The following is a 13,646-nucleotide window of genomic DNA, read 5'->3' on the forward strand; positions in this document are numbered from 1 at the left end:
CCAATCGAAGGCAAGTTTAATGAAATTTAAGCTTGATACGGGAGCTCCATTGATCCGGGGTCGACAAAGCAGTACCTTTGTCCAGCGATTCAAGGAGCCTAACGATGGCAAAAAGACCGGACAACCTAAGTTTTGAGCAGGCGCTGCTGGAACTGGAACAGATTGTGGGGAACCTGGAGCAGGGCAATCTGCCTCTCGAACAGGCACTAAAGCAGTTCGAGCGGGGTATTCACCTGGTACGGGCCAGCCAGCAGAAGCTGACCCAGGCCGAACAGAGCGTACAGATGCTGACCAAGGATGGGGAAGGCGAAGCGCAACTGGTTGATTTCGAACCTCAGGAGTAAGCATGCTGAGCGCTGCCCTGACCCGCTACCGTGAGCGGGTCAACCAACACCTTATCCACCATTTCGACTCCCTGCCCCCCTGTGCTCCCGACCTGTTGGAAGCGATGCGCTACGGCACCCTGTTGGGCGGCAAGCGGGTCCGCCCCTTTCTGGTCTACAGCGTGGGCACCATGCTGGGCGCCGACGAGAAGGATCTGGATCCCCTGGCGGCGGCGGTGGAGTGCATCCACGCCTACTCGCTGATCCACGACGATCTGCCCGCCATGGACAATGACGATCTGCGCCGCGGCCAGCCGACCTGTCACATCGCCTTCGACGAGTCGACCGCCATCCTGGCCGGGGACGCACTGCAGACCCTGGCCTTCGAGATCCTGGCCAACGCTCCACTTCCCGCCGAGCTGGAGAGGAACAGGGTGACGATGATCCGTACCCTGGCTCGGGCATCCGGCTACCAGGGGATGTGCGGTGGCCAGGCGATCGATCTGGCCGCCACCGGCAAGCGTATCCCCCTGGAGGCGTTGACCCAGTTACACCGTCTGAAGACCGGTGCGCTGATTCGCGCCAGTGTCGAGCTGGCCACCCTGGCGGTGCCTAAGCTCGATCCGGCTCACCGGGACGCCCTGGTGGATTACGCCGAGGCGATCGGCCTGGCATTCCAGGTGCAAGACGACATCCTGGACATCACCGCCGACACCGAGCAACTGGGCAAACCCCAGGGCTCAGACACCGAGGCCGATAAGAGCACCTTCCCGGCCCTGCTGGGACTGGAGGGGGCGTGTGAAGTGGCGCAGAGTCTCCATAAAGATGCCCTGACATCTTTGGCTCAGTTGCCATACAATACCGAACAACTTACTGACTTTGCCCGATACATTATCGAGCGAGGCCAATAATCACGATAACAAGAAGCGACTGTCATAATGAGTCTGGATCTGAACGATTATCCACTCCTGGCCAAGGCATTGATGCCTGAGGATCTGCGCACCCTGCCCAAGGCCGAACTCCAAGATTTGGCGGAAGAGCTGCGCCAGTACCTGTTGCGCTGCGTCAGCCATTCGTCGGGCCACCTGGCCTCGGGGCTGGGGACGGTGGAGCTGACGGTCGCCCTGCACTATGTCTACAACACCCCGTTCGATCGGCTGGTGTGGGATGTGGGTCACCAGGCCTATCCCCATAAGATTCTCACCGGCCGCGCCAAGGAGATGCCTACTATCCGCCAGAAGGATGGTCTGCACCCCTTCCCGTGGCGGGAGGAGAGCGAGTACGACACCCTGAGTGTGGGTCACTCCTCCACCTCCATCTCTGCCGCCCTGGGTATGGCCATCGCCGCCGACCGGGAGGACCAGGGGCGCAAGGTGGTGGCGGTGATCGGCGACGGCGCCCTCACCGGCGGCATGGCGTTCGAGGCACTGAATCACGCCGGCGACATCCACAAGGATATGCTGGTGATCATCAACGACAACGAGATGTCCATCTCCGAAAACGTCGGCGCCCTGAACAACCACATGGCCAAGCTGATGTCCGGCCGCCTGTACACCACCATTCGCGAAGGGGGCAAGAAGGCGCTCTCCGGCCTGCCTCCCATCAAGGAGCTGGCCCGCCGTGCCGAGGAGCATCTCAAGGGGATGGTGGTTCCCGGCACCCTGTTCGAAGAGCTGGGCTTCAACTACATCGGCCCCATCGATGGTCACGACGTCGGCGGGCTGGTGGACACCCTGAGCAACATGCGCAACCTCAAGGGGCCGCAGATCCTGCACGTGATGACCAAGAAGGGCAAAGGCTACAAACCCGCGGAAGAGGATCCCATCAGCTACCACGGCGTGCCCAAATTCAACATCGCCGAGTCCAAGCTGCCCAAGTCAAAGCCGGGCCAGCCCACCTTCTCCAAGGTATTTGGCGACTGGCTGTGTGACATGGCGGCCAAGGACGACAAGCTGGTGGGGATCACCCCGGCGATGCGGGAGGGCTCCGGCATGGTCGCCTTCTCCCAGCAGTTTCCCGAGCAGTACTTCGACGCCGCCATTGCCGAGCAACATGCGGTCACCCTGGGCGCCGGCTTTGCCTGTGAGGGCTACAGGCCGGTGGTGGCCATCTACTCCACCTTCCTGCAGCGGGCGTATGACCAGGCGATCCACGATGTGGGCATCATGAACCTGCCGGTGCTGTTCGCCATCGATAGAGGCGGCCTGGTGGGCGCCGATGGCCAGACCCACCAGGGGGCGTTCGACCTCTCCTACCTGCGCTGCATCCCCAACTTCACGGTGATGGCCCCGGCAGACGCCAACGAGTGCCGCCAGATGCTCTACACCGGCCACATGATGGAGACCCCGGCGGCGGTGCGCTATCCCAGGGGCAGCGGCCTCCAGGTGGAGATCCAGCAGGAGATGGAGACGCTGCCCATCGGCAAGGCGGAGATCCGCCGCCGGGGAAGCGGGGTGTGCATCTACAGCTTCGGTACCCTGCTGCCTTACGCCCTGGCGGCGGCGGAGCAGCTGGACGCCACCGTGATCAACATGCGCTTCGTCAAGCCCATCGACGAGGAGATGGTACTGGAGATGGCCGCCAGCCACGATCGCCTGGTGACCCTGGAGGAGAACGCCGTCATGGGCGGCGCCGGGTCTGCGGTCCTCGAGGCCCTCAACCGCCATAGGGTGGCCAAACCGGTGCTGCAGCTGGGCCTGCCCGATCGCTTTATCGAGCAGGGTGAGCAGGAGGTGATGCATGCGGAGCTGGGACTGGATGGTCCGGGCATCGTCAGGCAGATTCACGACTATTTCGGCGACTGAGTCGCCGGGATGAGAAAACCGGAGCCTGGCTCCGGTTTTCTGCTTTTGGGGGCGGTGTGCGAACACTCATTTCTGGGCGGAGCACTTTTTCCCCGGCGTGTTCGGTGGCACAGTAGCGCCAATATTCAGAAGGAGCCCCCTATGCCTCAAGCCGCTATCCTATGGGACTACGACGGTACCCTGGTCAACTCCGCGCCCAGGAACATCAGCATTACCCTGTCGATACTGGACGAAGTGGCTCCCCGCCTCAGCGGCGATAACCTGCCCCACTGCCTGCGCAGCGAAGCACGCTACCATCAGGCGAACCATGCCGCCGAAAACTGGCAGGATCTCTACCTAAACTACTATGGCCTGACTCCGGGGGAGGCGGCCCTGGCGGGGCCGCTGTGGGCCAAACACCAGAGGCGAAACACCATGGAGGTGGGGCTGTTCGAGGGCATCGCCGACGCGGTGGCGCAACTGCAGGCACTGCCCCACGGCATCTGTTCCCAGAACGACTCGACCACCATCTGGCGCCAGCTCAGACAGGCAGACATTGCCGAGCCATTCCGGGCCGTGGTCGGCTACAACGAGGTGGCGGGAGAGGCGCAAAAACCCCACCCCGCCGGCGGTCTCAAGTGCATCGAAGCGATCTTCGGCAAGCGTTGTCCCGACACCCTGTTCTACATCGGCGACCACCAGGGCGATGTCCAGTTTGCCCGCTCCCTGGAGCAGGCCCTGGCGGGACGCAGTCGGGTGATCGCCATCGCCGCCGCCTACAGCGGCGCCCTCCCCGGCAACTGGGTCTACCAACCGGACCAGGTTGCCCACTCTCCCGCAGAGCTGCCGGCACTGTGTCGGCGATACCTGTGACCTCCCCATGAAAAAAGCCAGCGACACGGGCTGGCTTTTTTCAGGGTCGGCGGCAAGACTCAGCCGAAGAACAGTCGCCACAGCCAACTGCGATCCAGATCCTCTTTACACCGATGATACTGGGCGGCATAACGCTTGGAGCGGGCCTCCACCTTGCGGGAGGTCTTCACCAGCCACTGCTTCTTCCTGTAACTTCCGCGCTTATACCCGCCCCAACCTTCGTGGTAGTTGAGGTACTGGCGATAGGCATCCCATTTAGACACCCCGTTGATCTTGTGGGTCTTGTAAATATACCAACCCATGAAGTCCATGGCGTCATCAAAGTCACTGCGACTGGACCAGGTGTTGCCGGTCTCCCGGGCGTACTGATCCCAGGTGACGGTTTTCGCCTGGGCGTAGCCGTAGGCACTGGACTTGCGGCCGATGGGGATGAAACCCAGGAACCACTCCATGGGAGGCTGGGCGTTGTGCCTGAAGGAGCTCTCCTGATACATCATCGCCATCGGGACATGAACCGGCACCCCCCACTTCTCCCTGCTCTCCTTGGCGGCCTGATACCAGTCGCGGTTCTCCATAAAGATGTTACACAGGTTTTCCGGATCCCGTGGCGGTGGCGTGGCACAGCCTGCCAGGGAGGCAAGCAACACCAGGCTCAGCAGTGGCTTTACAATTTTCATCATGAGTCTAGGCAGCGGTCAGTGTTCCCTCAGAGCCTAGATTCTGCCCTGAGGCGCCGACAAATGCCATCACAAGCTGCTGAATTACAGCCTGAGGTGAAACATTTCCCCCTTTGTCAGCCAAAGCTGACAGGTTCGATCTCAATTCCTTCGGCCGAATGGCACTCAGCCCTTTACAGCGTGCGACGGCACTGGTTAAATGCGCCCCTTTCCCAGTAAACCCGTCATTTTCCGATGTCGACCGAGCTCTATCTGGTATACCTTGCCACCGTTATTGTTCTGCTGATCGCTCCAGGTCCCATGACCCTGCTGACCCTGTCCACCAGTGTCCGCCATGGCCACCGCAAGGCCCTGGCCACGGTGCTGGGCTCCAACCTGGCTGGGTTGGTTCTGATGCTGCTGTCCGCCACCGGCGTAGGGGCGCTGATCACCAAACACCCCGCGCTGTTCGAACTGATGCAGTACGGCGGGGCCGGCTACCTGCTCTGGCTGGGGATCTCCGCCTGGCGCTCCCGTCCGGATGAACACCTGGAGTCCGGCTTCCGCTACCGTGACGACGCCTCCGCCTGGGGACTGTTCCGCCAGACACTGACCATCGGACTGGCCAACCCCAAAGGGCTGATCTTCTTTGCCGCCCTGTTCCCGCAGTTCCTGGATCCCGAGCAGGCGATGCTGCCGCAACTGCTGCTGCTGTGTTCCACCTTTACCGCGGTGGATTTCGTGGTGCTCAACCTGGTGGCGTTCGGTGGCTGTCAGCTGGCCAACCGGCTGTGCAGCACCACCGCCCAGAAACGGTTTAACCGGCTGTGCGGCATCACCTTTATCGGCCTGGGTGGCGCAATGGCAATCGCCTGAGGCGTCGAACAGGATCAGAAAAGGCCGCGATTGCGGCCTTTTTCGGTTGAGGGCGGAGTGACGCCACAGGATCAGGGCTCCAGGGAGCAGCTGTGCTGCCGGCGTTGCCAGATCACCGGCTCCCAGTAACGGCCGCCGTCGGGCTTCTGTCCCTGCAGATCGAAACGGGCGGCCAGCAACAGCTCCTGATCCGGCTGCAGTTGCAGGGTCAGCTCGCGGTAGCTGCGCGCCCTGAGGTTGACCCCAAGACGGGGATCGTCAATCAGCTCCACCAGCCTCAGGTCATGCCTTCCCGGGCTCAACCGGTAGCTGGCCTTGGACACCACCGGCTGACCGTCGATGTGGGTCACCAGCACCTGAAACAGCCCCTGCTCCGCCGGAGGGCGGGCTCCGCTGGAGACGACCCCGCAGGCAAACTCCTGGTTGCTGGCGCACCCGGCCAGCAACCCCGTCAGCAGCATCGCTCCAACCAGGCGGTTCACTACTCATTGCCCTTGAAGTAACGCTCCAGGTACTCCTCGAAGCTGCCGCTCTGCTTCTGCTCCAGGGCACGTTGGCGCTGGCGGGACTCGGCGGCCTCCTGCTCCAGGCGAGCTTCGCTGAGGCGCGTTGACTGGCCCTGCAGCCAATACTGCCGATGGGACTGAGCCAGGGCCATCACCGGGTTGGCCTCGCGGGTCTGCAGGGCAAGAATGCGACCGGAGAGGGTCTTGGCGGGATCGGACACAGACGGCTGCCACTGGTCGAGGGCCTCCAGGTAGTCGCGCCCCTGTTCGCCGTCGATTTCCGCCGCGATTCGGCGCCAGCGGTCGAAGCTCTCTCCCAGCCACTGGCTCAGGAGCTTGCGTTCACCACAACCGTGCTCGAGCGCCAGCCCCGGCTGGCGCCCGCGGGTGACCACGGTATCGAAGTTACGCTGGGTCTGCTGCTGACACTCGTCGGTCCAGCAGGGACTGGGCAACAGCAGGCAATCCAACAGGAACAGGTCCAGCAACAGAACCTGATCCCGGCTGATGCCGTGGGGGGCGAAGGGGTTCACATCCAGGGTGCGCACCTCGATATACTCGACGCCGGCCCGGGCCAGGGCATCGGAGGGGGTCTCCCCACTGTGGGCGGTACGCTTGGGCCGGATGGCGGAGTAGAGCTCATTCTCGATCTGCAGGATGTTGGTGTTGAGCTGAACCCTCTGCCCCCCCTCCTCCAGTCCCAGTTGAGCGAAACGCTCTGAGGGCAGGGTGATGGCCCGCTTCAGGTCGGAGACATACTCCTCGACGGAGTTGTAGCGGATCCGCAGGTTGCTCTGCTCACTGTTGGTGTAGCCAAGGTCACTCATCCTCAGGGAGGTAGCCCAGGGCAGGGCCAGCAGTCCGCTGGGCAGCGTCTCGAACTCCAGTGTCACCTCACGGTCGTCCAGGAAGGAGGGACACAGGGTGGGAGAGGCGCCGAACAGATAGGGCAGAATCCAGGCCTGATGGCGGAAGTTGCGGATCAGGTGGAAGTAGCCGGCGGAGATGGTCTCCTGGTCGCTGTCACCCTGCAGTGCCCTCCACAGGGACTTGGGCAGGGAGAAGTTGAAATGGACCCCGGCAATGGATTGCATCTTGGCGCCGTAACGGCGCTTGAGCCCCTCCCGGTAGAGGGTCTTCATCCTGCCCACGTGGGAGCGGCCATACTGGGCGATGGGCACATCCTCCTGGTGATCGATAAAGCAGGGCATCGACTGGGGCCACAACAGCTGATCACCGATATGGCGGCTGACGTAGCGGTGGATGTCACCCAGTTCCTCCAGCAGGCCGTCGACACTGGTGTTGACCCCGGTGATCAGCTCCAGCAGGGACTCAGAAAAATCAGTGGTAATCCACTTGTTGGTCAGCGCCGACCCCAGGGAATGGGGGTGGGGATCCCTGGCCAACAGGCCCTGGGGAAGGATACGCAAGGCTTCACGCTCGATTCCCCGCCCCAAAGAGCGCAGGGCCAGCCGCCCCTCCTCATCGGAGAGTCGGCTCAGGTTCCGTTCAAAATCCGTCAAGTCAGATACTCGTCAAGGCGGGAGGGGTTCCCCTCCCGGTGTCATTGGAAAGGGTCAATTCTACAGCGTCAGTGTGACGATATCATAGCCCAGTTCGCGCAGAGAGGGTTCAACGCTGGATTTATCACCAACCACCAGAATCGCCATGCGGGAAAGGTCCAGCTGTTCGGCGGCCAGGCGGTTGAGCTCCTCAAGGCTGATGTTGCGGATCAGCGTCCCCTGTTGCTCGACGAAGTCCTTGGGCAGGTTGTAGCGCTGCAGCTTGCCCAGGAAACGGGCCTTCTGTCCCGGGGTTTCGAAGCTGAGGGCGTCCGACTGAGTCACCGAAGCCCGCATGAAGGCCAGCTCCTGCTCGGTCATCCCCTCGGCGGCAAAGTGCTGGATCTCGCTGATGAACTCCTTAACCGAGGCGGCGGTGGCATCGGCACGGACGCTGGCACCGGCCACGAAGGAGCCCAGCTCGGGTCCACCGCGGAAGCTGCTGCGGGCCCCATAGGTGTACCCCTTGTCCTCCCGCAGGTTCAGGTTGATTCGGCTGTTGAATGCGCCCCCCAGGGGGTAGTTCATCAATCCGGACTTGAAATAGTCGCCGAGGGCATCGAAGGGGACGCCACGACGGCCAATCTTGATCACCGACTGAGCGGCGCCGGGCTTGTCGAGCAGATAGATCTTGGGACCGGCCAGTTCGGGCATCGCCATCAGCGGCGCCCACCGGCTGCCCTCCCCCTGCCACTGTCCCAGCCATTGCAGCTTGGGCAGCAGCTCATCCTGGCCCAGGTTGGATACGGTGACAATACTGGCATTGCCGGCGCGGAACTGCTCCTTGTAGAACGCCTTCACCTGCTCCAGGGTCAACGCCTGAACGCTCTCCAGGGTACCGCCTACCGGCCTGCCGGCGCTGTTGTCACCATAGAGCAACTCGCTCCAGGCGGTGTTGGCCAGCCAGCCAGGATCGTTGGCCTGATGCTGCAGCCCCTGCAGCTGCTGGACCTTGACCCGCTGGAAGTCGGCGTCGCTGAAGGCGGGCTTGAACAGCCGCTCCTGCAGCAGCGCCAGGGTCGCATCCAGGTTGGCGGTGAGGGCGCTGACATTGACGTAGGTACGGTAGCCGGAGGCGCTGACGGAGATGGTGGAGCCCAGCTTCTCCAGCTCCAGGGCGATCTCTTCGGTTGAGTAGGACTCGGTGGACTCGGCCATCATGGTGGCGGTCAGCTGCGCCAGCCCCGCCTCGGCGGCGGAGGTGAGACGCTGGCCGCCGTCGAGGGCGATCATGATTTCGGTGGTGGGGGTCTCGTCGCTGAGGGTGCCGATCACCTCGATGCCATTGGCCAGACGCTGCTGCCACAGCCCAGGTACCTTGAGCTGGGGTGCGGGACCGGAGCCCGGCACCTGACTGCGGTCGAAGTCGTCCTCAATCTTGGCCTGGGCCACCTTGTCGGCATGGCTCAGTTGATCCTTTGGTACGGGACCGGGTGCCGTGTAGTTGGCGGGCGCCGCCGCCAGGGCGACCTGCCCCTGGGGCACCACACTCATGATCACCGCGTGCTTGTCCTTGATGTAAGTGTTGAACACCCGCATCACATCCTCGGCGGTCACGTTGCGGTAGCGCTCCAGATCCGGCTGAAGCAGATCAGGCTCACCGAAGAAGGTCTGGTTGTGGGCCAGAGAACTGACCTTGCCGCGTACGCTCTGCAGACCGAAGATGGTGGTCGCCTCATGGCCCACCTGGGCTTTCTTCAGATCGTCAGCCAGCACGCCACGCCGCTCGAATTCGTCCACGGAGTCACGGATCACCTTCACGATCTCGGCCAACTGGGGCATCTTGCCCGGATTGGCCAGGGCATACATGGTGAACTCACAGGCAAGCTCACGGCATGGGTGGCCGACTCCGGCCTGAACCGCCAGACCGGATTTCACCAGGTTCTTGTAGAAGATGGAGGTCTTGCCACCGCCGAGAATCTCCGCCAGCAGATCCAGGGCCGCCTCATCCTGATGGCGGGCGTAGACCGTGGGGAAGGAGAGATAGATCAACGGCAGATGAACCTTGTCCTCCAGGGTCAGGTAGCGGTCGGCGGCCAGAGACGCCGGCGCCTTGGCCAGAGGAGCGACCTCCGGGCCGCGGGGGAGGCCACCGAAATACTTCACCACCCACTGCAGTACCTGGTCGCGGTCAAAATCACCGCCAATGGTCAGGGTGGCGTTGTTGGGGCCATACCATCGCTTGAAGAAGGCCCGCAGGTCATCGACGTTGCCGTTGTCCAGCTCCTCCATCCAACCGATCACCGGCCAGGAGTAGGGGTGCCCCTTGGGGTAGAGTGCCTGGGACACCAGTTCGTTGAGCCGGCCGTAGGGCTGGTTATCCACCCGCTGACCGCGCTCGTTCTTGACGGTGGCCCGCTGCACCTCGAACGCCTCTTCGGTCACCGCGGGTAACAGGAAGCCCATGCGATCCGCCTCCAGCCAGAGCATCTTCTCCAGCTGATTGGCGGGAACGGTCTCGAAGTAGTTGGTCCTGTCGCTGTTGGTGGTACCGTTCAGGGTGCCACCGGATTCGGTCACCAACTGGAAGTGCTGCTCATCGGCGACATTCTCTGAGCCCTGAAACATCATGTGCTCGAAGAAGTGGGCGAAACCCGACTTGCCCAGCTCTTCACGGGCTGAGCCGACGTGGTAGGTCACGTCGACGTGGACCAGGGGATCGGAACTGTCCTTATGGAGGATCAGAGTCAAGCCGTTATCCAACTCGAACTTTTCGTAAGGAATTGTTACCTCAACCTGTTGAGACAGGTTGGAACCCAGATAGGCCACTCCCTCGGGCAAGGATGAGTCTGGGGTATCGGATGCACATCCGGCCAGGACGAGCGCCAGGCTGAGTGCCAGCGGCTTGAGCAGTTTCACGGAATCCCTCCTGTTACGGGCTGCGGCCCAGGCGGGCCGCTCCTATAGTTGGTTGATGATGCCGAGCATGGTCAGGGCTATCACCAGGTATCGAAAAAACTTACCAATAAAGATCAACAGACTACTAGATAACACTCCAAACCGGAACCATCCCGCCAGCAGCGGAATGGCATCGCCGATCAGCGGCAACCAAGCCAACAACAGGCTCCAGGGGCCGAAACGCTGCACCCGGGGTACCAGCCACGGATGTTTGCCCTCCAGCAACGCCTCAGGCGACTTGGCGCGCCGACCCAGGCGCCCGAGAAAGTAACTGGTCAGGGAACCCAGAGTATTGCCTATGGTGGCGATGATGACGAGGGAGAGCCAGGCACCGGGGGTGGATTGAACCAGGTAGCCCAGCAGCACCTCGGAACCACCCGGAGCCAGAGTGGCAGACACGAAGGCACTGACAAGCAGCCCCAGTTCGGCGCTGAGCAATGGTCTACTCGATGGTTTCGGCGGGAATCATCAGAGCCTTGAGCTCTGAGTTGTTGGCGAGCATGTCCGCCAGGGTGTATCTGTCCAGGGTCGCCAGAAACGCGTTGGTGGCCTCGGTCAATACCTGCTTAAGACGGCAGGCGGGCAGGATCTTGCAGTAGGGCTCACCGCAGTTGATCAGTTGCAGCGGTTCCAGGGCACGGATCACCTCGCCCAGCCCTATCTCTTCGGGTGCCTTGGCCAAACAGATGCCCCCCTTCTTGCCTCGGACCGTCTTGACAAACCCGGCATGCCCCAACTTATTGATCACCTTAACCATATGATTACGGGAAACCCCGTAGATCTCGGTCACCCGGGTGATGCTGGTCAGCTCTCCTTGGGGCAGAGTGGCCATATACAGCAGGGAGCGAAACGCGAAGTCGCTGAAACTGGTGAGTTGCAAGAGTCCTACCTCCAATGGTCCGCCACGTCGGCGTTCAGAGGTAATGAGTTACGGGGCCTCTGATCCCCTTGTGTTCAAAAAGGCTGTGACTGCAGACAGCTGTACCGATCGATCCTGATCTCCTGGCTGGTGTTCCCCGTACCCTCTTGATAGAGGTGACGGTATACCATGCCAAGCTCCTGCCGCTTGCGGTAATAAGCGCTGGTACAGAAACTGAGGATGGTCTATTGAGCGTGATTTTCCACCACGGCACCAAAGGCGCCAAGGCTGCCCCCATCCAACTGCCGATAGTACAGGATCATGATGCCATCGCCATACTCGGCTTTGACAAAATTCGGGCTTTGTCCGATACCACTATTGAGATCCAACACCAGTTGGTGACTCTCTGTGTCCAGCCTGTTGGGCACCGCATCGAACCAGGCTAGAGCGGGCAGGGAGAACAAAGCCAGCAAAATCAGGTAACGCATGTTCAATTTGATGATCCCCCAGAGGACCTATGCTACACCCGAACGACGAAATAAGAAGCCAAATTGCCAAATTTTTACACTTGACTCACACGACGCAACCTACTGATAAACACCCCCCATGCGCCAGGTCGGCCCCGACGGGACCGATGGCTGAAACTGAATCCCTGGTTTGATAATCAGTCAAACTCTTGGTATTTATTAAGAAATTACTAGGTTTTCCTGGAGAGGACGCCGAATGATAGGAAGACTGTTCCTGATCCCGATCATCCTGTCTCTGCTCTGGTATCTGTTTCTGACGGTCAACGGATACAGCCTCAAACAGGGGCAGAAGGGTTTCTACTGGATCTTTGGCATCTGCTTCGGGTTGCTGGGCTTCTTCGCCCTGATGATACAGCTGACCCAGCCGGGCTGATGCTACGCCCTGTCTCGCTGCCCCGAAACGCGGCCCCTATCGGGAACTGCGACGAGCGGGCACAAAAAAACCCGAGCTTCCGCTCGGGTTTTTTGTAAATGGCGCGCTCGGAAGGATTCGAACCTTCGACCGCCTGGTTCGTAGCCAGGTACTCTATCCAGCTGAGCTACGAGCGCGCAATGGCGGTGAGGGAGGGATTCGAACCCTCGATACCGATCAAGGTATACGCCCTTAGCAGGGGCGCGCCTTCAGCCACTCGGCCACCTCACCATTTTCGCCCGGTTACGGGTCCTGCATCGACCTTAGTGGCCAACACAGGTGTGCTATCTTAAGGCCTTATCCGAGGATGTCAAACCCCAAAGAGGCAACAAGTTCGCCCCAGGTGTTTGATTGCACAACAAAGCTTCAATACGCCCCAGCTGTGAACAAAATCCGCCGAAGCCGACATCAACCACCAAAGCCTGAGGCAGCGCGCCCCTCCTGCCGGCTATCCGACCAGCGGACTCAAAGAAGCCGAGCTTCCGCTCGGGTATCAATACCAATCGCATCGACCAGCCCCACGCCCGCGCAAGGAGACCCGCCTTAGGCTAGGAAGATACTTGAAGATATGGTGGGGTCATGTCGAGACGCTCTAACGACGCTTAAGGCGGATTTGACTCCGCCCAAAGGGAGCGCCCCTAGCAGCCCAGTTCGTTGTCCTGTTGACTCGCCCCCCCCTGACATCGACCATACTGCTGGATCTGAACTGCCACGAGGCGTTAAGACAAAGGTAGGGTCAATGTGATTGCTATTGGGAAAATGGCACGCTGGGGGAGAAGTTGAGTCGGAGCAAAGAAAGCGCAGCTTTCGCCGCAACAACGCCAGAGGGCCTCGCCCGCAGGCCGGAAATCCGACGAGCGGGCACAAAAAAACCCGAGCTTCCGCTCGGGTTTCGTGAAGATGGCGCGCTCGGAAGGATTCGAACCTTCGACCGCCTGGTTCGTAGCCAGGTACTCTATCCAGCTGAGCTACGAGCGCGCAGAATTCTGATTGTAGTCAATTCATACAGAACTGACTGAAAATATGGCGCGTCCGGGAGGATTCGAACCTCCGACCGCCTGGTTCGTAGCCAGGTACTCTATCCAGCTGAGCTACGGACGCACATATTTTGTGTTCAGGAACCGGGCAAAGCCCAACACCCTAAAAAATGGCGCGCTCGGAAGGGTTGGCGCGGAATCGAGAAAGCGAAGCTTTCGCCGCGGCAACGCCTAAGGGCTTTGCCCGCAGGCCGGCAATCCGACCAAGCGCATAGAACCCCTGAGCGAAGCTCAGGCATCCTTTAACAAAATGGCGCGCTCGGAAGGATTCGAACCTTCGACCGCCTGGTTCGTAGCCAGGTACTCTATCCAGCTGAGCTACGAGCGCGCAATG

Annotated in this window: 13 protein-coding genes and 5 tRNA genes; 6 read left to right on the forward strand and 12 right to left on the reverse strand. The window is 61.1% G+C overall.

Translation table 11 applies throughout. From position 1 onward, the window contains the following. Positions 1-104 precede the first annotated feature (104 nt). From xseB to FCL40_RS17010, 4 genes are all read left to right on the forward strand, one after another. The gene (gene xseB / locus FCL40_RS16995; protein ID WP_136854489.1) at positions 105-344 is read left to right on the forward strand and encodes an exodeoxyribonuclease VII small subunit; all 240 of its coding nucleotides are present in this window, start codon (positions 105-107) and stop codon (positions 342-344) included. Between the two features lie 2 nt (positions 345-346). Beyond that, positions 347-1,234 carry a (2E,6E)-farnesyl diphosphate synthase gene (ispA, locus tag FCL40_RS17000; RefSeq protein ID WP_136854490.1) on the forward strand — a complete coding sequence of 296 codons (888 nt, stop codon included), beginning with the start codon at positions 347-349 and terminating at the stop codon, positions 1,232-1,234. A 27-nt stretch (positions 1,235-1,261) separates the two neighbouring features. Further along, positions 1,262-3,127: a 1-deoxy-D-xylulose-5-phosphate synthase gene (dxs, locus tag FCL40_RS17005; RefSeq protein ID WP_136854491.1), complete on the forward strand. Its 1,866-nt coding sequence runs from the start codon at positions 1,262-1,264 to the stop codon at positions 3,125-3,127. A 141-nt stretch (positions 3,128-3,268) separates the two neighbouring features. After that, positions 3,269-3,979, forward strand: a complete 711-nt coding sequence (locus tag FCL40_RS17010; protein ID WP_136854492.1) for an HAD family hydrolase — start codon at positions 3,269-3,271, stop codon at positions 3,977-3,979. 59 nt (positions 3,980-4,038) lie between these two features. Here FCL40_RS17010 and FCL40_RS17015 read toward each other — a convergent pair whose 3' ends face one another. Then, on the reverse strand, positions 4,039-4,659 hold the full coding sequence (locus FCL40_RS17015; RefSeq protein ID WP_205729155.1) for a transglycosylase SLT domain-containing protein: 621 nt from the start codon (positions 4,657-4,659) through the stop codon (positions 4,039-4,041). A 231-nt stretch (positions 4,660-4,890) separates the two neighbouring features. Between FCL40_RS17015 and FCL40_RS17020 the strand changes: the two genes are divergently transcribed. Continuing rightward, positions 4,891-5,511 (forward strand): LysE family translocator, encoded by a 621-nt coding sequence (locus FCL40_RS17020; RefSeq protein ID WP_136854494.1) that lies wholly within the window; start codon positions 4,891-4,893, stop codon positions 5,509-5,511. Positions 5,512-5,582: 71 nt separating this feature from the next. Here FCL40_RS17020 and FCL40_RS17025 read toward each other — a convergent pair whose 3' ends face one another. The 6 genes from FCL40_RS17025 to FCL40_RS17050 all read right to left on the reverse strand — a co-directional run bounded on the left by FCL40_RS17025 (position 5,583) and on the right by FCL40_RS17050 (position 11,824). After that, entirely contained in the window at positions 5,583-5,993 is a 411-nt protein-coding gene (locus FCL40_RS17025; RefSeq protein WP_136854495.1) for a hypothetical protein, read from the reverse strand. Next, a complete protein-coding gene (gene gshA / locus FCL40_RS17030) occupies positions 5,993-7,540 on the reverse strand; it encodes a glutamate--cysteine ligase (protein ID WP_136854496.1) in 1,548 nt (515 codons plus the stop codon). The genes FCL40_RS17025 and gshA overlap by 1 nt, the downstream gene beginning before the upstream one ends. Before the next feature lie 60 nt (positions 7,541-7,600). Then, complete coding sequence (locus FCL40_RS17035; RefSeq protein WP_229360368.1) at positions 7,601-10,438, reverse strand: M16 family metallopeptidase; 2,838 nt, start codon at positions 10,436-10,438, stop codon at positions 7,601-7,603. 42 nt (positions 10,439-10,480) lie between these two features. Beyond that, entirely contained in the window at positions 10,481-10,915 is a 435-nt protein-coding gene (locus tag FCL40_RS17040; protein WP_136854497.1) for a YqaA family protein, read from the reverse strand. A gap of 4 nt (positions 10,916-10,919) precedes the next feature. Then, positions 10,920-11,357, reverse strand: coding sequence for a nitric oxide-sensing transcriptional repressor NsrR (gene nsrR / locus FCL40_RS17045; protein WP_136854498.1), 438 nt, complete (start codon positions 11,355-11,357; stop codon positions 10,920-10,922). A 224-nt stretch (positions 11,358-11,581) separates the two neighbouring features. Beyond that, positions 11,582-11,824 carry a hypothetical protein gene (locus FCL40_RS17050; protein WP_136854499.1) on the reverse strand — a complete coding sequence of 81 codons (243 nt, stop codon included), beginning with the start codon at positions 11,822-11,824 and terminating at the stop codon, positions 11,582-11,584. 235 nt (positions 11,825-12,059) lie between these two features. Here FCL40_RS17050 and FCL40_RS18625 point away from each other — a divergent pair, with 235 nt between their 5' ends. Further along, on the forward strand, positions 12,060-12,236 hold the full coding sequence (locus FCL40_RS18625; RefSeq protein ID WP_169307166.1) for a hypothetical protein: 177 nt from the start codon (positions 12,060-12,062) through the stop codon (positions 12,234-12,236). Positions 12,237-12,335: 99 nt separating this feature from the next. Here FCL40_RS18625 and FCL40_RS17055 read toward each other — a convergent pair. From FCL40_RS17055 to FCL40_RS17075, 5 genes are all read right to left on the reverse strand, one after another. Continuing rightward, positions 12,336-12,412 (reverse strand) — tRNA-Arg (locus FCL40_RS17055). A 4-nt stretch (positions 12,413-12,416) separates the two neighbouring features. Next, positions 12,417-12,506, reverse strand: a tRNA-Ser gene (locus FCL40_RS17060). A 670-nt stretch (positions 12,507-13,176) separates the two neighbouring features. Next, positions 13,177-13,253: transfer RNA gene (locus FCL40_RS17065), tRNA-Arg, on the reverse strand. Between the two features lie 46 nt (positions 13,254-13,299). After that, positions 13,300-13,376 (reverse strand) — tRNA-Arg (locus FCL40_RS17070). A gap of 187 nt (positions 13,377-13,563) precedes the next feature. Next, positions 13,564-13,640: transfer RNA gene (locus FCL40_RS17075), tRNA-Arg, on the reverse strand. Between the last annotated feature and the right edge of the window lie 6 nt (positions 13,641-13,646).

This window comes from Ferrimonas sediminicola (assembly GCF_005116715.1).
Taxonomy (GTDB): Bacteria; Pseudomonadota; Gammaproteobacteria; order Enterobacterales; family Shewanellaceae; genus Ferrimonas; species Ferrimonas sediminicola.

Bases quoted from the DNA above. Each gene is read 5' to 3' on its own strand.
- FCL40_RS17015 (WP_205729155.1), bottom strand. From the start codon at position 4,659: ATGATGAAAATTGTAAAGCCACTGCTGAGCCTGGTGTTGCTTGCCTCC.
- ispA (WP_136854490.1), top strand. From the start codon at position 347: ATGCTGAGCGCTGCCCTGACCCGCTACCGTGAGCGGGTCAACCAACAC.
- xseB (WP_136854489.1), top strand. From the start codon at position 105: ATGGCAAAAAGACCGGACAACCTAAGTTTTGAGCAGGCGCTGCTGGAA.
- FCL40_RS17020 (WP_136854494.1), top strand. From the start codon at position 4,891: ATGTCGACCGAGCTCTATCTGGTATACCTTGCCACCGTTATTGTTCTG.
- FCL40_RS17010 (WP_136854492.1), top strand. From the start codon at position 3,269: ATGCCTCAAGCCGCTATCCTATGGGACTACGACGGTACCCTGGTCAAC.
- FCL40_RS18625 (WP_169307166.1), top strand. From the start codon at position 12,060: ATGATAGGAAGACTGTTCCTGATCCCGATCATCCTGTCTCTGCTCTGG.
- FCL40_RS17050 (WP_136854499.1), bottom strand. From the start codon at position 11,824: ATGCGTTACCTGATTTTGCTGGCTTTGTTCTCCCTGCCCGCTCTAGCC.
- dxs (WP_136854491.1), top strand. From the start codon at position 1,262: ATGAGTCTGGATCTGAACGATTATCCACTCCTGGCCAAGGCATTGATG.